The organism is Sporosarcina sp. NCCP-2716 (genome assembly GCF_023707985.1).
GTDB lineage: Bacteria > Bacillota > Bacilli > Bacillales_A > Planococcaceae > Sporosarcina.
This window is the reverse complement of sequence record NZ_BRCF01000007.1, coordinates 25677-49795: the sequence shown is the minus strand read 5'-3', so window position 1 is coordinate 49795 and position 24119 is coordinate 25677. Positions and strand designations below refer to the sequence as shown.

26 protein-coding genes, 1 other RNA gene and 1 riboswitch are annotated in these 24119 nt (G+C 54.2%); of the genes, 14 read left to right on the top strand and 13 right to left on the bottom strand.

Translation table 11 applies throughout. The annotated features are described in order from the left end of the window. Positions 1-20: 20 nt before the first annotated feature. From NFU03_RS10920 to NFU03_RS10910, 3 genes are all read left to right on the top strand, one after another. Positions 21-803 (top strand): 3D domain-containing protein, encoded by a 783-nt coding sequence (locus NFU03_RS10920; RefSeq protein WP_251638630.1) that lies wholly within the window; start codon positions 21-23, stop codon positions 801-803. 109 nt (positions 804-912) lie between these two features. Beyond that, positions 913-1770: an STAS domain-containing protein gene (locus NFU03_RS10915; protein WP_251638627.1), complete on the top strand. Its 858-nt coding sequence runs from the start codon at positions 913-915 to the stop codon at positions 1768-1770. Between the two features lie 97 nt (positions 1771-1867). Beyond that, entirely contained in the window at positions 1868-2680 is an 813-nt protein-coding gene (locus tag NFU03_RS10910; protein WP_251638624.1) for a Cof-type HAD-IIB family hydrolase, read from the top strand. Between the two features lie 51 nt (positions 2681-2731). Here NFU03_RS10910 and ssrS read toward each other — a convergent pair. Further along, positions 2732-2923: non-coding RNA, 6S RNA (gene ssrS / locus NFU03_RS10905), on the bottom strand. 171 nt (positions 2924-3094) lie between these two features. Between ssrS and NFU03_RS10900 the strand changes: the two genes are divergently transcribed. Continuing rightward, the gene (locus tag NFU03_RS10900) at positions 3095-4819 is read left to right on the top strand and encodes an AAA family ATPase (RefSeq protein ID WP_251638622.1); all 1725 of its coding nucleotides are present in this window, start codon (positions 3095-3097) and stop codon (positions 4817-4819) included. 251 nt (positions 4820-5070) lie between these two features. Here the strand turns inward: NFU03_RS10900 and NFU03_RS10890 are convergent, their stop codons facing one another. Genes NFU03_RS10890 through NFU03_RS10875 form a run of 4 tightly spaced genes read right to left on the bottom strand, consistent with a single transcriptional unit; the run spans position 5071 to position 7870 of the window. After that, a complete protein-coding gene (locus tag NFU03_RS10890) occupies positions 5071-5805 on the bottom strand; it encodes an ABC transporter ATP-binding protein (RefSeq protein WP_251638618.1) in 735 nt (244 codons plus the stop codon). Then, a complete protein-coding gene (locus NFU03_RS10885) occupies positions 5786-6568 on the bottom strand; it encodes an ABC transporter permease (RefSeq protein ID WP_251638616.1) in 783 nt (260 codons plus the stop codon). Before NFU03_RS10885 ends, NFU03_RS10890 begins: the two co-directional genes overlap by 20 nt. Then, positions 6565-6855, bottom strand: coding sequence for a thiamine-binding protein (locus tag NFU03_RS10880; protein ID WP_251638614.1), 291 nt, complete (start codon positions 6853-6855; stop codon positions 6565-6567). Before NFU03_RS10880 ends, NFU03_RS10885 begins: the two co-directional genes overlap by 4 nt. A 13-nt stretch (positions 6856-6868) precedes the next feature. Further along, entirely contained in the window at positions 6869-7870 is a 1002-nt protein-coding gene (locus tag NFU03_RS10875) for an ABC transporter substrate-binding protein (protein ID WP_251638612.1), read from the bottom strand. A gap of 82 nt (positions 7871-7952) precedes the next feature. After that, positions 7953-8056, bottom strand: a riboswitch (TPP riboswitch). A gap of 163 nt (positions 8057-8219) precedes the next feature. On the opposite strand from NFU03_RS10875, the gene NFU03_RS10870 reads away from it, so the two are divergent. The 7 genes from NFU03_RS10870 (at position 8220) to NFU03_RS10840 (ending at position 15290) form a co-directional block, all read left to right on the top strand. Then, complete coding sequence (locus tag NFU03_RS10870) at positions 8220-8942, top strand: YebC/PmpR family DNA-binding transcriptional regulator (RefSeq protein ID WP_251638610.1); 723 nt, start codon at positions 8220-8222, stop codon at positions 8940-8942. Between the two features lie 166 nt (positions 8943-9108). Continuing rightward, the gene (locus NFU03_RS10865; protein WP_251638608.1) at positions 9109-10329 is read left to right on the top strand and encodes a carboxylate--amine ligase; all 1221 of its coding nucleotides are present in this window, start codon (positions 9109-9111) and stop codon (positions 10327-10329) included. 24 nt (positions 10330-10353) lie between these two features. Further along, positions 10354-11403: a lipid II:glycine glycyltransferase FemX gene (locus tag NFU03_RS10860; protein WP_251638606.1), complete on the top strand. Its 1050-nt coding sequence runs from the start codon at positions 10354-10356 to the stop codon at positions 11401-11403. A gap of 144 nt (positions 11404-11547) precedes the next feature. Beyond that, entirely contained in the window at positions 11548-12240 is a 693-nt protein-coding gene (gene cuyB, locus NFU03_RS10855) for a cysteate racemase (protein WP_251638605.1), read from the top strand. A gap of 132 nt (positions 12241-12372) precedes the next feature. Beyond that, positions 12373-12522 (top strand): Fur-regulated basic protein FbpA, encoded by a 150-nt coding sequence (locus NFU03_RS10850; RefSeq protein WP_251638603.1) that lies wholly within the window; start codon positions 12373-12375, stop codon positions 12520-12522. Between the two features lie 79 nt (positions 12523-12601). Continuing rightward, entirely contained in the window at positions 12602-14068 is a 1467-nt protein-coding gene (locus tag NFU03_RS10845) for an amidase family protein (RefSeq protein ID WP_251638600.1), read from the top strand. A 58-nt stretch (positions 14069-14126) separates the two neighbouring features. Continuing rightward, the gene (locus NFU03_RS10840; protein ID WP_251638599.1) at positions 14127-15290 is read left to right on the top strand and encodes a DEAD/DEAH box helicase; all 1164 of its coding nucleotides are present in this window, start codon (positions 14127-14129) and stop codon (positions 15288-15290) included. A gap of 41 nt (positions 15291-15331) precedes the next feature. Here the strand turns inward: NFU03_RS10840 and map are convergent, their stop codons facing one another. The 3 genes from map to NFU03_RS10825 form a co-directional block, all read right to left on the bottom strand. Next, a complete protein-coding gene (map, locus tag NFU03_RS10835; RefSeq protein WP_251638597.1) occupies positions 15332-16078 on the bottom strand; it encodes a type I methionyl aminopeptidase in 747 nt (248 codons plus the stop codon). A gap of 84 nt (positions 16079-16162) precedes the next feature. Continuing rightward, on the bottom strand, positions 16163-16531 hold the full coding sequence (locus NFU03_RS10830) for a magnetosome magnetite crystal formation protein family (protein WP_251638596.1): 369 nt from the start codon (positions 16529-16531) through the stop codon (positions 16163-16165). Between the two features lie 111 nt (positions 16532-16642). Continuing rightward, positions 16643-17377 carry a hypothetical protein gene (locus NFU03_RS10825; protein WP_251638595.1) on the bottom strand — a complete coding sequence of 245 codons (735 nt, stop codon included), beginning with the start codon at positions 17375-17377 and terminating at the stop codon, positions 16643-16645. A 206-nt stretch (positions 17378-17583) separates the two neighbouring features. On the opposite strand from NFU03_RS10825, the gene NFU03_RS10820 reads away from it, so the two are divergent. Further along, complete coding sequence (locus NFU03_RS10820) at positions 17584-18129, top strand: GNAT family N-acetyltransferase (RefSeq protein WP_251638852.1); 546 nt, start codon at positions 17584-17586, stop codon at positions 18127-18129. 129 nt (positions 18130-18258) lie between these two features. On the opposite strand, the gene NFU03_RS10815 is transcribed toward NFU03_RS10820, so the two are convergent. The 3 genes from NFU03_RS10815 to NFU03_RS10805 all read right to left on the bottom strand — a co-directional run bounded on the left by NFU03_RS10815 (position 18259) and on the right by NFU03_RS10805 (position 20410). Continuing rightward, positions 18259-18843 carry a beta-class carbonic anhydrase gene (locus NFU03_RS10815; protein ID WP_251638594.1) on the bottom strand — a complete coding sequence of 195 codons (585 nt, stop codon included), beginning with the start codon at positions 18841-18843 and terminating at the stop codon, positions 18259-18261. An 84-nt stretch (positions 18844-18927) separates the two neighbouring features. Next, complete coding sequence (locus NFU03_RS10810) at positions 18928-19077, bottom strand: hypothetical protein (RefSeq protein ID WP_251638593.1); 150 nt, start codon at positions 19075-19077, stop codon at positions 18928-18930. A gap of 100 nt (positions 19078-19177) precedes the next feature. Next, positions 19178-20410: an aminopeptidase gene (locus tag NFU03_RS10805; RefSeq protein ID WP_251638592.1), complete on the bottom strand. Its 1233-nt coding sequence runs from the start codon at positions 20408-20410 to the stop codon at positions 19178-19180. Between the two features lie 188 nt (positions 20411-20598). On the opposite strand from NFU03_RS10805, the gene motA reads away from it, so the two are divergent. Then, entirely contained in the window at positions 20599-21414 is an 816-nt protein-coding gene (gene motA, locus NFU03_RS10800; RefSeq protein ID WP_251638590.1) for a flagellar motor stator protein MotA, read from the top strand. Beyond that, a complete protein-coding gene (motB, locus tag NFU03_RS10795) occupies positions 21398-22168 on the top strand; it encodes a flagellar motor protein MotB (RefSeq protein WP_251638588.1) in 771 nt (256 codons plus the stop codon). Before motA ends, motB begins: the two co-directional genes overlap by 17 nt. Positions 22169-22244: 76 nt before the next feature. On the opposite strand, the gene NFU03_RS10790 is transcribed toward motB, so the two are convergent. Then, complete coding sequence (locus NFU03_RS10790; RefSeq protein WP_251638586.1) at positions 22245-22466, bottom strand: DUF1128 domain-containing protein; 222 nt, start codon at positions 22464-22466, stop codon at positions 22245-22247. Between the two features lie 41 nt (positions 22467-22507). Continuing rightward, a complete protein-coding gene (locus NFU03_RS10785; RefSeq protein ID WP_251638584.1) occupies positions 22508-23884 on the bottom strand; it encodes an alanine/glycine:cation symporter family protein in 1377 nt (458 codons plus the stop codon). Between the last annotated feature and the right edge of the window lie 235 nt (positions 23885-24119).

Genomic DNA, 24119 nt, shown 5'->3' with positions numbered 1-24119 from the left:
ATCGTAAAGGAGGAACGCAATTGAAGACAATTGCCCAAGTCCTTGTCCTCTTACTGGCAAGCAGTATTCTCGCTGTGCCGGCTGCTGCAGGGACGACGACATTCGAAGGGGACACGGAAAGAGAAGAGGTTGACGGTCGGGAGTTTTTCTCATTCCAGCCAGCGCTCGAAGCTGAAACGATCGCCGTCAACCCGATCCTAGCCGACAATCCGGTCCCGCTGACGTATACCGTAAAGAAAGGGGATACGCTGTTCGCCATCGCTGCCGCCCATGAGATCCCGCTGACTTCACTGACGGCATGGAATGCACTGACGAGCGACTTGATCCACCCGGGGGATGTCCTGAACGTATCGCGGGAAGCGCCTGGATCCGCGACGAACGAGAAGAAGAGAACATTGCTCGCAACCCGGCCGGCTGCGCAGAAACAGCAAGTGCCGGCAAGCGGCCCGCCGCCCGCTGCAACAGCGAAAACTGCCTCGGCTGCCCCGGCGGCTCCAGCTCCGGTTCCCGAAGGCAGGGAGCTGACGATGACAGCAACGGCCTACACAGCCTATTGTAATGGATGCTCCGGAACGACGAAAATTGGCATCGACTTGAGGGCGAATCCGAACCAGAAAGTCATCGCGGTCGACCCTTCCGTCATCCCGCTCGGCTCGAGAGTGTGGGTGGAAGGTTACGGGGAGGCGATTGCCGGAGATACCGGCGGCGCCATCAAAGGGAATAAGATCGATGTGTTCATTCCCGGGCAGGGTTCTGCAATCGCTTGGGGCGTTAAGAAAGTACGGGTGAAAGTGCTGAATTGAGAACCGGAGACACTGTCTCCGGTTTTTTCTCTGCAAAGTTCTGCATTCTCATGTAAAATGGAGAGCAGTGGAAAACGTACATAGTGCAAGAGATAGGAGCGGAATTTACATGAGGGACTGGAATAGGGAGTTATATGATTATTTAATGGAACACATCACGACGATCACCGATGAATGGCTTGCATTGCGTGATTTCGAAAAGAATTCCATCTACTCGAACGATGCGGGAGCGGCTGCTGAACAGACGCTGCGCGAGCAGAACAATGTGACGAACCGGACAGTGGCGAGCAGCCTGCTCGGAGATAAGGAAAATTTCAACGAGCGGAAACAGGATTGGGCGAAGCTTATCGCGAAGAGCAGGATCGCTTCGAATACACCGATCTTTCAGGTGGTGGACGCAATCAGCCGGGTCCGGAAAGTGTTCTGGCGGCAGGTCGAGAAGTTCACGGGTCTGCCGGGGAACGAAAGTGTGCCTGTCTCGGCGGTCCTCTTATGGGGAGAGACGATCCACATTGCGTTCGATCAGCTGCTCGGTGCGTTCACGGAACAGTATTACAACCTGATGACGACACGGCTGACTGCGCAGCAGAGCCTGATCGTCGAATTGAGTTCGCCGATCATCAAAGTGAACGAAACGGTCGGGATCCTGCCGCTCGTCGGTGATATCGATACGGACCGTGCGAAGATGATCCTCGAAGTGGTGCCGCAGAAGTGTGCGGAGTCGGACATCTTGAACTTGTTCATCGATCTGTCGGGTGTGTCCATCATCGATACGATGGTCGCCAACCAGATCTACGAAGTTATCCAAGTGCTCAACCTGCTCGGTGTGCACGCGACGATCACAGGCATCCGTCCGGAAATTGCACAGACTTCCATCCAGCTCGGACTCGATTTCTCTTCGATTCCTACCCACAGCTCCCTGCAGCAGGCACTGAAGGACAAATATGTCCTGCGTGAGGTCAACTGACAGCGAGCGGATAGCTGTACGGCACCGTTACCGAAGGATAGACTGGGGCTAGTATCGTTGAAACGGGGACCGATCGTTTCGGCAAGGAGGAATTGAATTGACGAATCGTAAAATCGTATTTTTCGACTTGGACGGCACGCTCATGAGCGACGACAAAACCATTCTGCCGTCGACGAAAGAAGCGCTGAGAGCATTACGGGACAAGGGCATCATCACGGTGATCTGCACCGGCCGGTCGCCGTACATGTTTCGTCAGCTGACAAAAGACCTTGAATTCGACTCTTATATTTCGATGAACGGCCAGCACGTCGTATTCGAAGGGAAGGAGCTTTTCTCGAACCCGATGGCCCCCGCCCTGCTGACGGAAGTGAGTGCATTCGCAAACGAGCATGGCCACGGCATCACGTACTCGAACCATGATTTGTTTTCATCCAACGCAGCGGACCATCCGTTCATCGAAGGGAGCCTCGGCAGCTTGAAACTGGCGTATCCGGAAGTACAGGCGGATGTCTTTACCCATTCACCTGTCCATCAGATTCAACTCTATGCAGATGATGAAGAAATCCGGAAGTACGAAGAACGGTATCCGGACTATGTGTTCATCCGCTGGGGGGAGAACGCGGTCGATATGCTGCCGAAAGGCGCGTCGAAAGCGGTCGGCATCCTGAAAGTGATGGAGCATACAGGTATCGCATGGGAAGACAGCTACGCATTCGGCGACGGACCGAACGACTTCGAGATGATTGAATGCGTCGGCACGGGCATCGCGATGGGCAACGCCATCCCTGAATTGAAGGCGCAGGCGGATCTCGTCACGGATACGTGTTCGAATGACGGGATTGCGAAAGGCCTGATATCGGTCGGCCTGCTGGAGGAATCGGAAATCTCATTGCAATACGGACTGTCCTGACTGGCAGCAACAAAAGAAAAACGCACCTCCCGATATGGGAAGTGCGTTTTTGTTATGGCCGCCTTTGCCGTATTACAGTTCATAGAAAGTTTTAAACCACCACTCCTCAAAGTGGGTGTTCGCAGGATGGTTCCTGTCCGCCCGGTCAGTACTGGCCGGTTTGCCATTCCCCATCCTATATAAAACTCCCTTTTACAGCTTAAAGGTTAAAACTTTATGGGAATACGTACAATGCAGCTTATGTATATAGTGTACTGCTGACAGCCGGGAAATGCAATGGAAAAGTTTCGGGGACGTTCTTTTTTCAGTCAGAATTTTGTTCACGGGATCGACACGAAAATGCAAGATTATTTGTTGTCTTTTCTGAGGAGCAGTCCTTATAATGGAAATATCTTATTTAAGGAGCTGGGAAATTTGAAGTTTGGGAAACTGACTGCTTCAAAAGCAGTTATCGTCCTGTCCCTTCTAGTCATTGGCGCGGCATCGGTCTTCTTCTGGCTGACAAGTGATGCCCATCGTGCAACTCCTGTGTCATTCGCCTCCCTGGAGCAGAAACTCGCGGCGGCTGGAGATACGGCTGCGCTGAAAGAAACCTCATCCGGTGCACTCTATTTAACGACGGAGAACGGACTGTATGTGACGAATGTGCGTCCGGCAAGTGAACTTGCGGAACAGCTTGTCGCTGCGCATAATGTTTCCTATACGTATTCGAACAGCAGCGCATCCGGCTATATCGTTGCAGGGCTGCTGCTTGCGGCGCTGCTGACGTTTTTCATCCTCCAGCGGAAAGGTAAGCTCGGAATCGGGGCTTCGGCCATGAAGCACAGCGCTTCCAAAGAATCGCCGCTTCCGGATATAACGCTGAATGACATCGGCGGTCTTTCGCAGGAGATGAAGGACGAAATCCACCAGACACTCGACATTATCAAAGACCCCCGAAGAGCCGCGGTCCTCGGCGTAAAGGCGCCGAAAGGGATCTTGCTCGAAGGCCCTCCGGGGACGGGGAAAACCCTTCTCGCCCAGGCGATTGCCCATGAGATCGGTGCTTCGTTCTATTCGTCGAGCGGCGCAGCATTCACGGAACTGTTCGTCGGAGTCGGGGCTTCCCGGATCCGGACGATGTTCCAGAACGCACGGAAACAAGGCAATGCCGTCATCTTCATCGACGAAGTCGACGCGCTTGCCGGCAAGCGGAAAGCGCACGGCGGGGAAGAGTCGGAGAAGACGCTGACGGAGCTTCTCGTCCAGCTGGATGGCGGTTCGGATAACGAAGGTGTGCTGTTCATCGCTGCGACGAACCGGAAAGATATGCTGGATGAAGCCTTCCTGCGTCCCGGCCGGATCGATTATTCGTTCCAAGTGCCGCTTCCGGATACGCAAGGACGCCGCGAGATCATGGATATCCATACGAAAGGCAAAGCGCTCGCGCCGAACGTCGCTGCGTCACTCGATATGCTGGCGGAAAGCACGTCCGGTTTCTCAGGTGCTGAAATCAGTGCGCTGTTCACGACGGCGAGCAAGCGTGCAATCCGGGAAGGCCGGTCGGAAATCGATAAAAGCGATATGGACTTCGCCATCGATCGTACGATTCTCGGCAACACGTCCCGTACGCTGAACGATCCGCTGACGAAGCGCAGGGTTGCAATCCATGAGTCGGGCCACGCACTCATCTCGGCGATCACGAAGCCGCACTCCGTCCGGAAAGCGACGATCATCCCTCGGGGGCAGGCGCTCGGCTATGTCGCACCTATCCAGAAAGAGATGCACTTGCAGACGGCGAGTGAGCTGATGGATCAGGTGAGCATGATCCTCGGCGGCGGTGTCGCGGAACGGATCTATCTCGGCGAACACAGCATCGGCGTCAGCGGGGATGTCCAGCAGGCGAAGGACATCATCGAGCGGATGGTCGATACAGGTCTGCTGCAGGACGGTTTTACACTGACATTCAGTACCTCGGAAAAAGAAAAGAAGATGCTGGAAATCTTCGAAGCGGCCGTCAAGCGGACAGAGGAACTGATCCGCGGACACGCCGGACAGTTCGAGAACCTGGTGACGGAGCTCTACAAGAAAGAGACGCTGGACGGCGAGGAAGTGCACGCGCTCGTCTGTGGTCCTGTGAACGAGAAGATCTTCGCATGAATAAGAAAACTGCTCACGGATGCCGTATGGCGTCCCGCGAGCAGTTTTTTAGCGTCTGCGCTTCATGGGCTGGTCCTGCTGCTTTTTGTCATTCATGAACTTCATGACGACCGGCAGGATGACCGGGCCCCATTTCATAGCGGTTTTCACAAGTCTGCCTAGTTTCATAGCCCTCGCTCCTCAACGTTAGTAATACTCTTCCTTTCCCTGAAATGGATCGAGGTTAAACCTGTTAGAACATGGAACTCGTCCTAGCCCCGCAGTTCGCTGTAGATCTCACGCTTCAGCTGAAGGAAAGGTCCGCTCAGCAGAAGGTCTTCGGTACGAGGCCGAGCAAACGGGACGGTCAGTTCCTTCTTGACGGCTGCGGGCTTGTCCGACAGCACGATGATCCGGTCGGACAGGAACAGCGCTTCGTCGATATTATGCGTGATGAACAGGATCGACTTTCTGTTCGTCTCCCAGATGGACAGGAGCCACTGCTGCATCTCGAGACGTGTGAATTCATCCAGCGCGGAAAACGGTTCGTCGAGACAGATGATCTGCTGCGGTGCGTTCAGGCTGCGGATGAACGACACACGCTGCTTCATGCCGCCTGAGAGCTCATCCGGATAGGCATGCTCATAACCGGCAAGCCCGGCACTGCGGATAAGTTCCTTCATCTGCTCTTCATCCGGCTTTATCCCGGCGACTTCCGCACTGAGCCGGACGTTCTGCAGCACCGTACGCCACGGGAATAACGCCGGGCTCTGCGGCATGTAGCTGATATGTCCGCGGGAGCCGTTCAGCACGCTGCCGTCCAGCGAAATCGTTCCTGCATCAGGCGTATACAGTCCGCCGATCAGCTGGAAGATCGTGCTCTTGCCGCTGCCGGAAGGTCCGAGGATCGAGACGAACTCCGCATCGCCGACGGAAAGCGTGATGTTCCGGAGCACCTCGTTGCTGCCGTACGATTTTGCAATATGGTCAAGTGTGAGCCGGGCCATCTGGACTTCCTCCTTTGTGCCGCGAGCGGAGCGCAAATCGTTCCGCCGCAGTGATGATGCCGAAGTAGAGCAGACTTAAAATCATGATGAGGGCGATTGCGACGAATACGCGATCGGTCTTGAATGACGATGACGACATTGTCATGTAGACGCCGATCCCTTTGCTCGCACCGAGCCATTCCGAAATCACTGCACCCATGACGCTGTACGTCGCAGCGATCTTCAGCCCCGAAAAGAGGGAAGGGAGCGCATATGGCCATTGCAGCTTCCAGAAGATCTGACGTCGGCTGGCCCCGATCATCTTCATGTAATGGAGCATGTCTCGGTCGGTCTGGCGGAAGCCGTCGAGCGCCGCGATGGTCACCGGGAAGAAGCAGACGAGCGTGATGACGATCACTTTCGGCATCATGCCGAAGCCGAACCAGATGACGAGCAGCGGCGCCAGCACGATAACCGGGATGTTCTGCGACAGGATGATCAGCGGATAGACCGCCTGCTGCAGGGAAGGGACGCGGAACAGGGAGACGGCAGTAAAGACTCCGACGGATATACCGGCGAAATAGCCGGTTGCGGACAACATGACTGTCGATAGGATATGCGGGGCATAGAGCGCCGAACCGGTCACCGCTTCCTCCGCAATCTGTGTCGGCAGCGGCAGCAGCCAGGAAGGGACGTCGAACAGTCGGGCAGCGCCTTCCCATAGAATGAGCAAAAGGATGAGGACCGCTGCGGGCCGCCATCCTTTTTTCAAGAGCGAACTCACTCGTACTTCTCCGTCAGTTTGTCCATGGATGCCCCTTCAGGATTCATGTAGATTTTCACTTGCGAGATGACACTCACGGCACCGAGTTCCGTCATCCGGGTATTCATCGCTTCGATGATCTGCAGCAGTTCGCTGAGTTCGCCTTCCATCGTCGTTTCTAGCGGTGCTACGCGGTAGGGGACTCCTGCTTGGTCGATCACTTCGATTGCCGCATCGACATACGGGATGACGTCCTCTCCGTTCGGTGTTTTCGGGATGATCTGGATGCTGACGAGTGCATTTGCCATAATGGTTTCCTCCTTATTCCGGTAAGAATTCGTTTGTGAACGCTTCTTCAGGGACGAATTCCCCGTCGAGCAGATCGTTGTACTTCAGCCATTCCGCATAGTTCTTCCACGTCTCGAGTTTCTGTTCGCCAAAACGCGGTGCGTCATCCTGGTATTTCGGCGACAGCCACTGCTGGCTCTTCTTCACGAGATCGGCGTCGAGGTCAGGCACAGCTTTCACGAGGATGTCCGCCGCCTCGTCAGGATGCTCGATCGCATACTCATACCCTTTGACCACCGCGGCAGTGAACGCTTTGACCGTCTCCGGCTCATCTGCAATCAGTTTTTCATTCGTCGTCAGAAGCGGTGTATAGTAATCGAGCGCTTCCGAGTAATCGTTCAAATACTGGATATTCAGCTTCATGCCCCGTTGTTCGGCTTCGATGCCGGTCCAGCCGTAATAGACCCACGCCAGGTCGACATCCCGCTGGATTGCGGTGAAGAAATCCGACGACCCCATGTTGATGAAATTCACTTTGCTGAAGTCGCCGCCGTCCTGCTCCATCAGCGATTTGACGACGGCCTGCTCGACAGGCGCGCCCCAGCCGCCGTAGTTCTTACCTTCGAAGTCTTTCGGGGACTCGATGCCGCTCTCTTTCAGCGATGCGAAGCCCGATGTGTTGTGCTGGATGATCGCTGCAATCGAGACGATCGGGATATCCGCCGCACGGGCTTCTGTCAGCGCTTCCTGGGCACCGATGCCGAAGTCAGCCTTGCCCGACGCAACGAGGTTATCCGCACCCGCTTCCCCAGGCATCATGATTTCGACGTCCAGGCCTTCATCGCTGAAGAAGCCTTTTTCCTTCGCGACATAGATGCCCGTGTGGTTCGTATTCGGCGTCCAATCGAGCGCGAAGTGGACCTGCCTCGCCGGCGTATCCTTGTTTTCCGCTGCGCCGTCCTTCTTGCCGCCGCTGTCATTCCCGCACGCTGCAAGCAGCAGCGCGGCCATCAAAATACCTGCCATCCGTTTCAATTGAAATCCCCCTCCTGGAGTTTCCCACTGCAACAAAAAACGCGCGCTCCCTAATTTAGCGGAAGCGCGCGTCACATAGTCATTTTGAAATGAATATGTTCCCTCCGCTGGCGTTACCCAGATCAGGTTCAAAGGGTCTGCATGTCCTGCATCTCAACCGGCTGTCCGGTACCCCTACATATTGTCAGTGATGAAGTTATTGGTTTCATCTACCACTCTGCCATACTTTCGCACAACCCGCAAGCGCCGTGCGACAGCGTTTTTTTCTTTTCGTAATGAATTCAGTCGTGATATACTGAGGAGTAAGGTTTTCATATCCGATTCTTCAAACAGAAAGCGAGTGGTCATGATGGGCCGTAAATGGAACAACATCAAAGAGAAGAAAGCGTCAAAAGATGCAAACACAAGCCGGATCTACGCAAAATTCGGCCGTGAAATATATGTAGCAGCGAAACAAGGGGAGCCGGATCCGGAGTCGAACCAGGCACTGAAGATCGTACTGGAGCGCGCGAAGACATACAGCGTCCCTAAAACGATCATCGAGCGGGCGATCGAGAAGGCGAAAGGCGGAGGCGATGAGAACTACGACGAACTCCGCTATGAAGGTTTCGGTCCGAACGGCTCGATGGTCATCGTCGATGCACTGACGAACAACGTCAACCGCACCGCTTCCGAAGTCCGTGCGGCATTCGGTAAAAACGGCGGCAACATGGGCGTCAGCGGGTCGGTCGCGTACATGTTCGACCATACGGCTGTGTTCGGCATCGAAGGCAAAACGGCTGATGAAGTGCTTGAACTGATGATGGAGCATGACGTCGACGTCAACGATATCACCGAAGAGGACGGCCAAGTGCTTGTCTATGCGGACCCGTCCGCTTTCCATGATGTACAGGAAGCGTTCAAATCGGAAGGCATCACCGACTTCACCGTTGCGGAGCTCATGATGATCGCGCAGAACGATGTCGAGCTCGATGCGGAAGCTGCCGCACAGTTCGAAAAGATGATCGACGCGATCGAGGATCTGGAAGACGTCCAGCAGGTCTTCCACAACGTCGACCTGGGTGACGAATAACATCTGAAATTGAGGCCGCTCCGGCAATCCGGGGCGGTTTTTCTGTTGGCCGCCGTCCTTGCGTTTCTTGACTTGAGATAGGGGGTAGGCTAAACTTGTGACAGGTATGGACAGTGGAAAACCGGCGCACTGGCGCTGTTTTGCTGTCTTGGAATGGAGGAGCCTCATGGAAAAAACGGATTTTCTGCCCGTCATCCTCGGGTCTGATGATAATGCTTACGGAATGGCGCGTGCGTTCCATGAACAGTACGGCATCGTCAGCATCGTCGCAACGAAAGGCGAGCTGCTGTCGACCATGCACAGCAAGATCGTCGACAAACGCATCTTCGCGGATTTCGACCAGCCGGAGACGTTCGTCAAAAGTCTGCTGGAACTGAAAGACGACCTGCTGCAGCGGACGGACAAGCTGCTGCTCATCGCAAGCAACGAAAACTACGTGGAACTGGCGGTGCGCAGCCGCAGTCAGCTGGAACCTTACTACATACTGCCGTTTGTCGACGAACAGATGATGGACGATATCATCTTCAAAGAGAACTTCTACGACATGGCGGAGAAATACAACTTGGATTACCCGGATACGGTCATGTTCGAAAAAGGGATGGATCCGGAAGCCCCGCTGCCGTTCGATTTCCCGGTCGTCGTGAAACCGTCCGACAGCATGCGGTATTTCATCGCCCAGTTCGAAGGGAAGAAGAAAGCGTACGTCCTGCATTCGAAGGAAGAATACGTCGATGCCATCGAACGGATCTACGGTTCGTCATATGACGGCAAGCTGATCATCCAGGACTACATTCCGGGTGACGACACGGTCATGCGTGTGCTGAACGCCTATTGTGACCGTAACGGGAAAGTCCGGATGATGTGCCTCGGACATGTCATCCTGGAAGACTATACGCCGGTCCTGATCGGGAACTACGTCGGCATTGTCGGCGAAGAGAACCAGGCGCTCTACGACCAGTACAAGACGTTCCTCGAAGCGATCGGCTTCACAGGGTATGCCAACATCGACCTGAAGTACGACCGCAGGGACGGCAAATACAAGATTTTCGAGCTTAACATCCGCCAGGGGCGCAGCAGTTTCTTCGTCACAGCGAACGGCTACAACATGGCGAAGTATCTGGTGGAAGACCGTGTCTACCACCGCGACAATTCGGTGGAATACGGCCGCAACGAAGTGCTCTGGCATGCCGTGCCGCTCAAGCTGCTCGTCAAGTACACGATGGACGACAAGCTGAAAAACCAGGTCAAGCGTCTCATCAGCGAAGGGAAGACCGCTTCCACGCTGTACTACGATCAGGACAAGAGCCTGATCAGGACGCTCAAGCTCTATAACTACTACCGCAACTACTACAAACGGTTCGATCAGTATTTCAAACACAAAGACTAACTGCCGCTAAGGAGTGTCAAATCAGTGCCAATTTTGGATCAGAACAATGCAGCCGACGTTGCACGCTACAACGCGTTCGTCCGGTCATCCCCATACCGGGCGCTGACGCAGGACCTGAACTGGTCCCGCGTCAAAGATGACTGGGGCAACGAGCAAGTGTATTTGGAGGAAGACGGGGAAATCACCGCAGCGATGTCGCTGCTCATCAAGAAAGTGCCGGGCGGCTATTCGCTGCTGTACGCGCCGCGCGGTCCTGTCTGTGATCTGTACGACGAACAGAAAGTCGCCGCACTCATCCGGGAAGCGGAGCCTCTTGCGAAAAAGCATAAGGCGTTCGCTCTGAAGATGGATTCCGAGACAGTATACGACGATGTGCTCGACCAGCTGTACAGGGATGCCGGCTATACGGTGCACAACACGGATGCCGGAAAAGATGATCTCATCCAGCCGCGCATGAACATGATCGTAAGTCTCGACGGGAAAGACGAGGATGCGCTGATGGCGGGATTCCGCAAAAAGACGCGCAACCTGATCCGAAGCGCCGCGAAGAAAGGTGTCGAGACATCCTGGGCCCGGACGGATGATTACCTGACCGCCTTCTATGATATCTACAAAACGATGGCGGAGCGCAATCACATCACGACCCGCTCGTATGATTATTTCGTGAAACTTCGCGATAACTTCGACGGTCTGCGCGTCTACTTGATGACGCACGAAGGCGATAAGCTGGCAGGCGCCGTCACGATCGACTACGCAGGCAAGATGTATTATCTCTATGCCGGAAGCACGAATGTCAAACGCAACCTGAACCCGAACCACCTCATGAACTTCGAAATGATGAAATGGGGACTCGAGGAAGGCGCGGTGTCCTATGACCTCGGCGGGATCTTCAGTACGGATTCTGAAAAGGACGGACTGTATGCATTCAAAAAGAGTTTCTTCAACGACGAGGAAGAGAGCGTGACGACATATATCGGTGAGATCGATCATGTGTACAAGCCGTTCCTCTATAACCTGTTCGTCAAAGTCGTCCCGAAAGTCCAGCAGCTGAAGAAAAAGCTGAAACGCAACTGACGGATCGAAGAGCTGCCATGGCAGCTCTTTTTCCGTTTTGGAGAAGGGAAGAAGACGCAGGGAACTAAACCGCACTTCCGCTCGTTCCACTTAGTATGCTATACTTCTCCCATCAAAAATCCGAACAGAAAGTAAGATGACCCCATGAAAACTCTAGGAATTATCGGCGGTGTCGGCCCGCTCGCGACGATGTACTTCGGTGACATGATCGTCCGCATGACCGACGCCGCACAAGACCAGGACCATATTAACACAATCATATTGAATGACACGACGATCCCGGACCGGACAGCATTCATACTCGACGGGACGAAATCCGATCCCGTTCCGCAGCTTATCAGGGACGCGCAGCTGCTGGAATCACTCGGTGCCGGTGTATTGGCCATTCCATGCAACACCGCCCATACGTTCTACAAAGACATACAGGGGTCCATCGGCATTCCGCTCATCCATATGGTGGATGAGACTGTGCGCCGGGCTGCGGCCCAAGGTGCGGAACGTGTCGGCATCTTGGCTACGACGGGCACTGTCCGCGCCGGTGTCTATCAGGACGCATGCAGACGGGAGGGGCTGACGCCTGTCATTCCTGACGCGGCTGCCCAGGAGCAGATCATGGACGTCATCTACGGCCAGGTCAAAGCCGGGAAACCGGCGGATGCCGGTACTTGGCAGGCGGTCAGTGATGCCATGGATGCGGAAGGCTGCGACCGGATCATCCTCGGGTGCACGGAGCTGTCGATTGTGAAGAAGGAACTCGGACTCGGCAGCCGGTACATCGACGCGATGCAGGTCCTGTCCGAAGCCGTCATCCTGGAATGCGGTGCACACTTGCGCTGAATGCCGTCCGAACTGCGGACAAGCCCGGGGCGGCCCCTGAATTTCATCATGCATTTGAACACTTTCCATGTTTACGGACCCACCGGAAAAGGAATAGACTGATGGGTCCGATTACAAGGAGGAACAAGCACCATGATGAAAATCGAAGAAACAAAAATGGACATGAAACGTGAAGACGTGATCCAGCGGCTCGTCGCCAGAGGGATCTTCAAAATCGGCGGCAAGCAGCTGTACGAACTGCCTTTCTACTTACTCATGAAAGAATATTATAAGCAGGTGTAAGACGTTCAGCCGGTTAGGGATCCTCCTTAGCCGGTTTTGTTGTAGCATCCAATCAACTTACATGAAAAGGGGAGAGTGCATGGATACGGAAAATCAACTGAGACAGGAGCTCGGATGGGTGCTGGAAGCGGATATCGGAACACTTCAGCAGGCGATGGAAGATGGAACGCTGACATCCGAACAGCTTGTCCTATTCTACTTGGACAGGATCGCCCACGAAGGCAGGGAACTGAACGCCATACTTGAGGTGAACCCGCATGCGCTGCAGATTGCACAGGCTCTGGACTTCGAGCGTCAGCAGACAGGGAAGAGGTCCCCGCTGCACGGTATTCCGATATTACTGAAGGACAATATGGATACGCAAGACGCCATGCACACGAGTGCGGGAAGCCTGGCCCTGGCAGATCATTACGCAGACCGGGATGCCTTCTTCGTATCGAAACTGCGGCAGGCGGGCGCTGTGCTGCTCGGGAAGACGAACATGACGGAATGGGCGAACTTCCTGTCGCAGGAGATGCCGAACGGCTACAGTTCACGGGGCGGACAGGTGAGCAATGCGTACGGACCTTTCGAAGTGGGCGGTTCCAGTTCAGGATCAGCGGTGGCGGCCGCTGCCGGCTTGACGGCCGTTGCCATCGGGACGGAGACGACCGGCTCGATCATCCATCCGGCTGCACAGAATGGAATCGTCGGACTGAAGCCGACGGTCGGCGCTGTCAGCAGACACGGGATCATCCCGCTGTCCGTCACGCAGGATACCGCCGGGCCGATGACGCGGACAGTCACAGATGCTGCTGCGGTCTTCCGGCTGATGATCGGCAGCGACCCTGAAGACCCTGTGACGGCCGCTGCATCTGCATATGATGATGTCGACTGGTATGAGTGCCTGTCGTCGGACGCACTGCAAGGTATACGGATCGGCGTGGCGCGCGCAATCTTCAAAGACGAAGTGTCCGCGGAGCGGATGCAACTGTTCGACAAGGCTCTGCAAGTCCTGAAACAGGCAGGGGCGGCTGTGACTGAAGTCGATCTTGGAACGAAGGAGGACGATCTCGGTTACGATGTGCTGCTGCACGAGTGCAAGGCGGCCTTGAATGCCTATCTCGGAAAGACGGTCGCTTCGAATCCGATCCGTTCGATCGATGATATACTCCGCTTCAACCGTGAACATCCTGCGGAAACGCTCGCATACGGACAGCAGCTGATGGAGGAGATCGGCAGCCGCAGCGGCTCGCTGACGGAACCTGCCTATATCGATGCACTCTTGCGGAACCGGCACTTGGCCGAGCAGGTGGCGCTTGGCACAGCACTGGAGGAGAACGGTGTCGACATGCTCGTCTTCCCACAGAATCATGGCTGCAGCTTCGAAGCGGCAGCCGGGTATCCGGCGATCACGGTTCCGGCTGACGTTTCACCGACAGGAGAACCGTTCGGCATCACTTTCACAGGACCTGCATTCTCCGAGCCATCCCTCCTCGGCTGTGCCTACGCGTTCGAACAGCGGACAGAGGCCAGGCGTCAGCTGAAGAGCATCCGGAAGAAGTAGACAATCGGACGGCTCCATGTGGTAAACTGAGAGGAAGAGAGCGAAAGTGGGGATGGATATGTCCTTTTTAGAGAAGTTCGACCATACTATTCAAGAGAAGTGGAAATTTGAGGAACCGATGCCGATCCAGGATCAGATGATCCCGGAAATGCTTGCCGGCCGGGACATCGTAGCGGAATCTCCGACAGGCTCCGGAAAGACGCTTGCCTACGTCCTGCCGCTGCTGGAATTGACGGATGGCACGAAAAAGCAGACGCAGGCGCTCATCGTGGCGCCGTCCCAGGAACTGGCGATGCAGATTGTCAACGTCATACGGGAGTGGATCGCTGGCACACCGATATCGGTCACGCAGCTGATCGGCGGCGCAAACATGCAGCGCCAGATCGAAAAACTGAAAAAGAAGCCGACCATCGCCGTCGGGACACCCGGCCGGCTCGTGGAACTGGTGAAGAATAAGAAGCTGAAGATGTCGGAAGTCCGGCACATCATCCTCGACGAAGGGGATCAGCTATTGTCCCGGGAGAGCCGGGTGATGGTCAAAGGCCTGATTGAAGCCGCCAACGAAGCGCGTCAGGTTGCAGTTGTCTCTGCCACTATCACGGAAGATATCGAAGACGTTGCAAGCCGTTTCATGACAGACCCGCTGCGGCTGAAAGTGACAGCGTCTGAAATGCCTTCGACCGGGGAAGTCGTGCATTCGTTCGTCAAGACGGAGGCCCGGGATAAGACAGATCTGCTGCGCGGGCTGTCCCACGTGGAGGGGCTGCGTGCACTCGCCTTCATGAACAACGTCGACCAGCTGCGCATGAAGGAGATGAAACTCCAGTACGAAGGGGCGCCGATTGCCGTCCTCTATTCGGATATGACGAAGTTCGAGCGCCAGGATACGCTGGATAAGTTCAGAAAAGGAGATATCCGGATCTTGATCGCGACAGATCTGGCCGCCCGCGGTCTCGATATCGAAGGACTGACGCACGTCATCCATGTGACGGTCCCGCACACGGCGGAACAGTATGTCCACCGTTCCGGAAGGACGGGAAGGGCTGGAGCCGACGGAGAGGTTCTGACACTGCTGTCGTATCCTGAAGAACGGGATTACCGGAAGCTTGCCAAAGGGTATAAGCCGGTCCAGAAAGTATGGTACGGCGGGAAGCTGGTCGAAGGGAATTCCAAAACAGTGGGCAGTCAGGCCAAGACTCCGCCGAAAAAGAAGAAGAACTGAACAAAAGCCCCGCACTCGTGTTGAGTGCGGGGCTTTGTTGATCAGATTTCTGTCAGGATGATCGGTTTGTCCTTTGTGACGATGATCGTATGCTCGATCTGTGCGACAAGTGACTTGTCAGGGGTGATGAACGTCCAGCCGTCGCCTTCTTCGATGATGTGCTCGGCTTTCTCGGAGATGAACGGCTCCACAGCCAGCACCATCCCCTCTTTCATGATCGTCGGCTCCCATGCATCGTAATAGTTGAGCACGTGCTGCGGCTCTTCGTGCAGCGATGTGCCGATACCATGGCCGGTCAGGTTCTTGATAACCGTGAGTCCGTTGTCTTTCGCTTCCCGCTCGACTGCTTTGCCGATCTGGTTCAGACGGGAACCTGCTTTCACTTTCGTCATGGCGCGGTCGAATGCGCTCTTTGCCGTGTCACACAGTTTCTGTTTCGCCGCGTCAGCAGTGCCGATCACGAAAGAGATGCCTGTATCCGCAAAATAGCCGCCGTAGGAGCCGGACACGTCGATGTTGATCATGTCGCCTTCTTTCAGCACGCGCTTGCCGGGAATCCCGTGCGCCACTTCATGGTTCACGCTGATGCACGTATACCCCGGGAAATCGTACTGGTCGATCGGTGCCGACACAGCTCCGCGTTCCTCGAACAGCCGGCCGCCGAGCTCGTCCAGTTCTTTCGTTGTCATGCCCGGACGGACTGCCGCTTTCATCTCTTCCCGGATTTCCGCGACGATCCTTCCGATTTTACGCAGCCCTTCGATTTCTGCTTCCGTCTTTGCAATCATGTGAAGTCCTTCTTTCTGTACATTCATTGTCACTTTCTACTATACCATAACTTTGCACGCCTCTTCGAACACGCTGTTTCGCAATCAGATACGGAACACTTTGATCCCTTGGACAACATTCCAGATGACGACCATGAGAAAGAGGAAGCTGTACAGCAGCATGATCAGCAGCGGAGCAGCACCCATATAGCCGAATGTCTCAGGAATACGGGCTTCCGCTGGATTGGTGAGGAACTGTTCCGTTCGGGTTTTCATAGATATAAGCCGGAAAAAGGAAAACAGAGAAGCAGCTGCTACCAGCAGCGCGGGAATCAGGTGTGAGACGAATGCGCGTTTTGCATGCCGTTTCACGTCCCGGTCTTCAACAGCAAACCAGACGATCAGCGGAACAAGCAGCGGAGCAAAGAATATACTGAAGTAACCGAGGGATGAAAAGGCTTTAGCAGGCGTCATGGTCAGGGGATCTCCTTTCGCTTCTTGGCAGTGTCCCCTCAGTATGGTCAACGGAGATGGAAAAAGTACGCGAAAGTACCGGAAATAAGAAAACTCCGTCCCAGCATCATGCTAGAACGGAGTTTCTTCCGGAATCGGCTGGACTCTCGGCGCAGAGAAGAACCAATACCCCCAACTCATCAGCCCCATGAGGAATAAGGTGGAAAGCGTCACGAACAGTTCCTCTGTCCGTACGTTCACGATGATGCCGGCGAATACCCATAGGCAGACCGCGGTGATGACGCCGTCTTGGTGATGATAGCTGAAGTGCAGGGCGACCGCTGTGAGCACCGTCAAGTTGAGGATCGTCCACAGCACCGTGCTGATTCCGAGACGGCTCCAGTCGTCGAATACAAGCAGGTAATTCGCATTCAGCACGAGGTCGATGAGTGTCCAGGCGAGGAACAGGGAAATGGGAACCCGTCCATACCATGCATTCTCTTTCGCCGGATAGGTACGGTAGAGCACATACAGTGCAAGGGCAGTCGCGGCATTGACGGCGAACGCCGTTCCGAAGAAGCCGAAATGCCAGAGCGGATACCACCCCGCATTCGCCGCACAGGCAGCTGAGAACAGCAGCGTGCGCTTCGGCGAGACAGGGGAGGAAGGCCGCATCTTGACAATCCAGCAGAAGAGCACGACTAGCAGCACGGGGCGGACAAGGAACACATAATCGGCAGGCAGCAGAAGAATCGGAAGTTTATGGGCAATACTGATTGTTGTCAGACCATTCAGCGGGATCACATTCGCGACAACGAGTGATCCGGCGAGCAAAAGTAAAAAAAGAAAAGAGATCATTTTTTTCATGAAACATCCTCCTTCACTCAGTATACTAGGTTGGACAGGAACCTGAGAAAGGAATTATGAAGTTTTCTTTACAATTTTTGACGAGAAAGCAGGAAACGGGTGAGGAGTCTGCAGAAAGAACATGGTATACTATACGAAAATGCAGGTTATTGGCTGTCAGCCGGACGTATGACGGCAGCAGGCACGTACGAGGGGTGGACTTCATTGTGATCATGCTTGAAGGGAAGAATTGTTATTTACGCATCCTGACAGAGGAGGATGCAGCCGTTTTCACGGAAATGGTCGTGCGGAACAAGGAATACTGGACCGTGTTCGAGCCGCGCCATGATGCGAGCTACTACACAGTCGGGATGCAGCGGGAGAAAATCCGGGAATCGCTCTACCAGATGAGGGATCGCCGTGAGTACAATTTCGGGATATTCGACAGTGAAACGAGCCGGATCGTCGGACAGATCTCCCTCTACAGCATTAAGCGGCTGCCGTTTTCAAGCGGTTTTGTCGGCTATTCCATCGATCATGCCTCCGCCGGCAGGGGAATCGGGACAGAGGCGCTTGCGCTCATTACCGCATTTGCGTTCGAGACGGCAGGACTTCACCGTGTGGAAGCTTACGTCTCCCCGCGGAATACAGCATCGATCCGGGTGCTCGAAAAAGCGGACTACCTGCGCGAAGGTCTGCACCGCAAACTGCTGTATATCAATGGGGTATGGGAAGACCATTTCATGTATGCGCAGCTGGAAGACGATTATTGAAAGGGCAAGACCGTGTGGCGGTTCCTGAAGAGCCGTTTCCGGATATTGTTCCATACGTAAAAACGCATTTTGTCGGCTCATGGAGCGCGCAAAATGCGTTTTTTGTCTATTTCCCGGGAAATAACCCGATTATTCATTTCCCTGTGCGGCCAATTTTTCATAGCCGTCTTCTATTACATCCAACTTGCCGGTCTTCGGATCAATGACGAGGCCGTGGACAGGTACTTTCTTGTCCATAAGAGGATGGTTCCGTACTGCGTCTGCACTCTGTCTGACGCTTTCCGTCACGTCTTCGAAGCCGTGGAGCCATCCTTCGAGGTCGACGCCTGCATGTGTCAATGTGCTGAACAGTTCCCGGTCGATCCCTCTGCTGACCATCTTGTCGATGATGATGTCCGTGTTGATGGAACTCATTCCGCAGTCATAATGGCCGATGATGTACACTTCGTCCGCCTGGAGTTCGTAGATGGCGATCAGGAGACTCCGCATAATACTGCCGAACGGATGGGCGACAAGGGCTCCTGCGCTTTTGACGATTTTCGCGTCACCGTTTTTCAAGTTCATCGCCTTCGGAAGAAGTTCGATAAGGCGGGTATCCATGCACGTCAAGATGACGATCCGTTTGTTCGGGAACTTGGTGGTGGCATATTTTTCGTATTCGTGCTTTTCCACGAATTTTTCATTATGTTCCATTATGGCAGAAAGGTTGGTCATAGATAACGCCTCCAGATATAAGTATGTAGAGAGAAAAAGGGCGCCGATCGGCTGCCCTTTTCATTTCCTATGGTGCACAGACTCTCAAGACCGTTCCGTCAGTACGTCCGGTTTCGGGTCAATGGTTTCTGAGTCGTGCGATACTAGAGAATCATTCATGTAGTGAATCATGAACATTGCAGCCATGCCGAATACGATCATGAATCCGATGACTGTAACGATAAGCAAGCCCATAATGAGTCTCCTCTCTAAGTTAATAGTCAGTGACTGTTACCAGTATACCGCACTTTCACAAAAACTTTAAGAGGTTTCCGAACTAATTATGGATTCGCAATCAAAATGCCCAAGTTCCGCTGCGGAAGACAGGTTCTGCCGTTCCGTCTTCCAGGATGCCGTCGATATCCATTTCGCCCGATCCGACCATGAAGTCGACGTGGGTGATACTCTGGTTCAATCCGTTCTCCTCCAGCTGTTGGCGGTCCATCTCCTTGCCGCCTGTCAGGTTGAAAGCGTAGGCACTGCCGATCGCCAAGTGGTTGGAGGCGTTTTCGTCGAACAGCGTGTTATAGAAAAGCAGGCCGGATGCAGAAATAGGGGACTCATGCGGAACGAGGGCAACTTCGCCGAGGTATTTGGCGCCTTCGTCTGCTTCGATCAGATTTTCCAGGATGTCCTGTCCTTTACCGGCAGTCACTTCGGTGATCTTGCCGTCTTTGAAAGTGATCTTGAAGTCATCGATGATCGTCCCGCCATAGCTGAGCGGTTTCGTACTGGAAACGTATCCGTTGACGCCCGTTTTCAAAGGTGCCGTAAAGACTTCCTCTGTCGGCATGTTCGCCATGAAGACTGCATTGTCGACGTTGACGCTGCCGGCTCCGCACCATGTATGTTTTTCCGGGAGCTCGATAGTGAGATCCGTTCCAGGTGCTGTGTAATGCAGTTTCTTATAGTGCTTGCCATTCAGATAGTCGACTTTTTCGTGCAGCGTGCTGTCATGGCGCTTCCACTCTTCCACCGGGTCCTCTTTGTCAGCGCGCACTGCTTTGAAGATTGCGTCCCAGAGTGCGGGCACCTGTTCGGCTTCCGGCAGATCCGGGAAGACGAGGGCAGCCCAGTCGTTCGAAGGCGCTGCGATGACGGTCCAGCTGAATTTGTCCGCCTGCATCATTTGACGGAACTTGTCCAGCGCCTGTCCGCTCGCTTTTTGGGCATCGCGGATGCGCGTTGGATCGACATTCTTGAAAAGATCCGGGCTCTGTGACACGATGCTCATGAAGGCAGCACCCTGTTCACCGAGCTGAATGCGTTCGTCGGCTTTCCAGGATGGGAACTCCGCGAACGAATCGGCCGGCGCCTGCTCGTAACGAATGCGGGAGACGACATCATCGCTCCAGTCGACGAATACTTGTCGTGCACCTGCTGCGTATGCTTTTTCAACGATGATACGGACGAATTCCACAGTGTCCGTCGATGCGCTGATGAACAATTTTTGGTCAGGCTGGATGTTGACACCGACTTTCACGGCGAGGTCTGCGTAATTCTGCAATTGCTGTTCAAATGTTTTCACTCTCGATAATCCCCTTTCACTGTCTACATATATAGTACCAATAGTGATCCGAAAAGTGCAAAAAGAAAGATTTGATATCGCTTCCATCGGTTTCCCGGAAGATTGTCGAGTTTTCTCATCCGATTATCTAAAGAACGGTCATCTTTTGACGAAATAATAAGCAGTATGAAAGACATGGAGGTCTTCGCATGGATTTATCAACAGTGTTCGGGTTAATCATCGGGGTTGCAGCGCTAGGCGTAGGGATGTTCTTGAAAGGTGCAGCGCTTTCCAGCCTGATCAACCCTGCAGCGATCCTGATCATTATTTTCGGAACCATCGCTTCGGTCGTCATTGCGTTTCCGATGAGCGAAATCAAGCGCGTGCCTAAATTATTCGGCGTCATCTTCAAGGAACAGAAGCTGTCGTCCGATGCAAATATCATTCGCATGTTCTCTTCATGGGCGGATATCGCGAGAAGGGAAGGGCTGCTTTCATTGGAAGCGCAGACCGACTCGATCGAAGATCCATTCCTGAAGAACGGGCTCGGACTTGCCATCGACGGCCAGAATGCGGAATACATCCGTGACGTGCTCGGTGAGGAAGTCGACGCCATGGCTGACCGGCACTCAGCAGGATCCCTGATCTTTTCCCAGGCGGGCACCTACGCTCCGACTCTCGGTGTGCTCGGTGCGGTAATCGGACTGATCGCCGCGCTCGGCGACATGAACGATATCGAAAAGCTCGGCCACGCGATTTCCGCGGCATTCATCGCAACCCTGCTCGGGATCTTTACGGGGTATGTCCTGTGGCACCCATTCGCAAACAAGCTGAAACGGAAGTCAGCTGAAGAAGTCCGTCAGAAAAACATGATGATCGAGGGTATCCTGTCCGTACTCGAAGGGGAAGCACCGCGAGTCATCGAACAGAAACTGTCCTCCTACCTTTCCATGGAGGAGCGCCGCAAACTAGCAAACGAAGACCCGAAAGGCAAGGAGGCGGGGGAAGTTGCCAAAGAAGCGTAAACGCAAGAAAGAGGAGCATCATGTGGACGAGTCCTGGCTCCTGCCGTATTCGGATCTGCTGACGCTCCTGCTTGCACTGTTCATCGTCCTGTTCGCATCGAGCTCCATCGACGAAGCGAAGCTCAGCCAGCTGTCCTCCGTTTTCAGTGAGATTTTCGACGGCGGGACAGGTGTAATGCAAAACTCATCGCCAACAGCAGTACCGTTTCCGCAAGATGATGCAGGCGAGGAGAATGAGAATTCGTCCTACGTGGAGGATCAGCGTACGCTGAGTGAGATCCAGGAGAACCTGGAAGACTACATTGCAGAGAACAAACTAGAAGGGCAGTTCGATACGAAGATGACGGAAGAGGGCCTGCTGGTCACTATCCGGGACAGCGTGCTGTTCGGACCGGGCCGCTCGGAGATCGATGTTCAGTACCGTTCGATCGCCACGGATATCGGAAAACTGCTCGTTTTCGAGAAACCGCGTCAGATCGTCATCACCGGTCATACGGATAACGTACCGATGAGGAACGGGAAATATAAGTCGAACTGGGAACTGAGCGTCATGCGGGCCGTGAACTTCCTGACAATCATCGCCGAGAACAATAAGATCGATCCGATGGTGTTCAGCGCGAAAGGGTACGGGGAATTCCGGCCGATCGCACCGAATGACACGGAAGAAGGCCGTGCGAAAAACAGACGGGTTGAAGTGCTGATCCAGCCGCTCGTGCTGAAGGACGGCACCGCCTACGAAACACCGAACGAGTGAACAGCTGAAAAAAGGACTGTCACGGCTTCCAGCATCTGCTGGCTGTCCGGACAGTCCTTTTTTGGTTTGTAGATAATCAGCTGCGCATAGAACCGAGTTCAGTCACGATCGCCTGCATTTCGTTCGGCGTGATCGTTTCCCGTTTCATCACCATGTCGTAAATGTAGCGCAGGTCTTCGTATTGTGACGTGCTGAAGTTTTCCGCTTTCATGGCATCGACGTTCACCATGCGCAGTTTTTCCTTGATCTGTTCGATCATGTACGAGACGTTTTCAGGAGTGGGCTGTGTTAAATCCATAGAGTTTCCGCCTTTCGCTTTCTATGGAACCCATCATTCCATTATTCCGGTTTCGTGTCAACCTTCAGACCTGCCTTCAGCTGCTTCTCTTCCTGGATCTTTGCCTGGAACCGTTTCGTTTCATAGACGATCACACCCGACAGGCCAAGCAGCCCGATCAGGTTCGGGATCGCCATGAGTCCGTTCAGGACATCAGCGAGCGACCAGACGACATCGAGTGTAGCAGTCGCACCGACGAAGATGAAAAGGACGAAAATGATGCGGTATCCGAAAACGGCTTTCGGATTCGGGAACAGATACTGGAAACACTTCTCGCCATAATAACTCCAGCCGAGAATCGTGGATGTTGCGAAGAATATCAGGCCGATCGTTACGATGTATGGCCCGGCGCTACCGAGGAACTCGCCGAATGCTACGCCCGTCAGCGCTCCTTTGTCGATCCCTTTATCCCACTGGCCGGACATGACGATCGTGACGCCTGTAATGGAACAGATGATCAATGTATCGAACAGGACTTGTGTCATCGAGATCAGCGCCTGACGACCCGGCATGTCAGTACGGGCTGCAGCCGCTGCAATCGGTGCGGAACCAAGGCCCGCTTCGTTCGAGAACAACCCGCGGGCTACTCCGAAACGGATGACCGTTCCGATTGCGCCGCCTGCAAGCGCCTGGCCGGAGAATGCATCACTGAAGATGAGGCCGAATGCTGCAGGCACCAAGTTGAAGTTCATGACGATGATGATTGCACCTGCGATGAAATAGAATAGGGCCATGATCGGGACGAAGAACGCCGTAACGCGCCCGATTGACTTGATGCCGCCGAGGATGACGAGGGCGCCGAAGATCACAAGTGCGATACCTGTCACCCAGAATGGTACGTTAAACGCGTTATTCATGGCATCCGCGACAGCTTTGGATTGTGTGCCGTTACCGATCCCGAATGCAGCGAATGCACCGAATATGGCGAACAGGACGCCGAGCCACTTCTGTTTTAGCCCGTGTTCCAAATAGTACATCGGACCGCCGGCCATTTGACCGTTCGCATCCTTGACGCGGTATTTGACAGCGAGGATGGCTTCCCCGTATTTCGTCGCCATGCCGAACAGCCCGGCGATCCACATCCAGAAGATCGCACCCGGTCCGCCTGTTGCGACGGCACTGGCAACCCCTACAATATTCCCGACGCCGACAGTGGCCGCCATGGCGGTCATCAGTGCCTGGAACTGGGTGATATCCCCGTCCGCCTTTTTATCGTGATTCCTTGAGAATACCTGTTTAAGCGAGTACGGCAGCAGCCTGAGTTGAATGAAAGTAAGACGGAAAGTCAAGAAGATCCCTGTGCCGACAAGCAGAACGAGCAATGGCGGCCCCCAGATGAAGTCACTCATTTTCCCTAAAAAGTTTTGAACCTGATCCATCCCCGATTCCCCCTTATAATTGGTCCTGCTTCTTTGTTCAGCTGAATCGCAGTGCTGCTTCACTCCCTTTCCATCCACCGGCCAGCCAAGCAGGCAGGCGAGCTTGTTGATTATTATTAATATTGCGAAACTTATAGACGTACGTCAAGCCTTTTTTTAAAAATAAGGACCGGTTTGTTTGGTTTTAACTTGCCAGGGTATAATACCGTAAGAAATTCAATAATCATTTGGAGGT

Bases quoted from the DNA above. Each gene is read 5' to 3' on its own strand.
- NFU03_RS10915 (WP_251638627.1), top strand. From the start codon at position 913: ATGAGGGACTGGAATAGGGAGTTATATGATTATTTAATGGAACACATC.
- NFU03_RS10790 (WP_251638586.1), bottom strand. From the start codon at position 22,466: ATGGATTTAACACAGCCCACTCCTGAAAACGTCTCGTACATGATCGAA.
- NFU03_RS10845 (WP_251638600.1), top strand. From the start codon at position 12,602: ATGGATACGGAAAATCAACTGAGACAGGAGCTCGGATGGGTGCTGGAA.
- NFU03_RS10850 (WP_251638603.1), top strand. From the start codon at position 12,373: ATGATGAAAATCGAAGAAACAAAAATGGACATGAAACGTGAAGACGTG.
- NFU03_RS10785 (WP_251638584.1), bottom strand. From the start codon at position 23,884: ATGGATCAGGTTCAAAACTTTTTAGGGAAAATGAGTGACTTCATCTGG.
- NFU03_RS10815 (WP_251638594.1), bottom strand. From the start codon at position 18,843: ATGACCAACCTTTCTGCCATAATGGAACATAATGAAAAATTCGTGGAA.
- NFU03_RS10890 (WP_251638618.1), bottom strand. From the start codon at position 5,805: ATGGCCCGGCTCACACTTGACCATATTGCAAAATCGTACGGCAGCAAC.
- map (WP_251638597.1), bottom strand. From the start codon at position 16,078: ATGATTGCAAAGACGGAAGCAGAAATCGAAGGGCTGCGTAAAATCGGA.
- NFU03_RS10825 (WP_251638595.1), bottom strand. From the start codon at position 17,377: ATGAAAAAAATGATCTCTTTTCTTTTTTTACTTTTGCTCGCCGGATCA.
- NFU03_RS10840 (WP_251638599.1), top strand. From the start codon at position 14,127: ATGTCCTTTTTAGAGAAGTTCGACCATACTATTCAAGAGAAGTGGAAA.
- cuyB (WP_251638605.1), top strand. From the start codon at position 11,548: ATGAAAACTCTAGGAATTATCGGCGGTGTCGGCCCGCTCGCGACGATG.
- NFU03_RS10865 (WP_251638608.1), top strand. From the start codon at position 9,109: ATGGAAAAAACGGATTTTCTGCCCGTCATCCTCGGGTCTGATGATAAT.
- NFU03_RS10870 (WP_251638610.1), top strand. From the start codon at position 8,220: ATGGGCCGTAAATGGAACAACATCAAAGAGAAGAAAGCGTCAAAAGAT.
- motA (WP_251638590.1), top strand. From the start codon at position 20,599: ATGGATTTATCAACAGTGTTCGGGTTAATCATCGGGGTTGCAGCGCTA.
- NFU03_RS10830 (WP_251638596.1), bottom strand. From the start codon at position 16,531: ATGACGCCTGCTAAAGCCTTTTCATCCCTCGGTTACTTCAGTATATTC.
- NFU03_RS10810 (WP_251638593.1), bottom strand. From the start codon at position 19,077: ATGGGCTTGCTTATCGTTACAGTCATCGGATTCATGATCGTATTCGGC.
- NFU03_RS10880 (WP_251638614.1), bottom strand. From the start codon at position 6,855: ATGGCAAATGCACTCGTCAGCATCCAGATCATCCCGAAAACACCGAAC.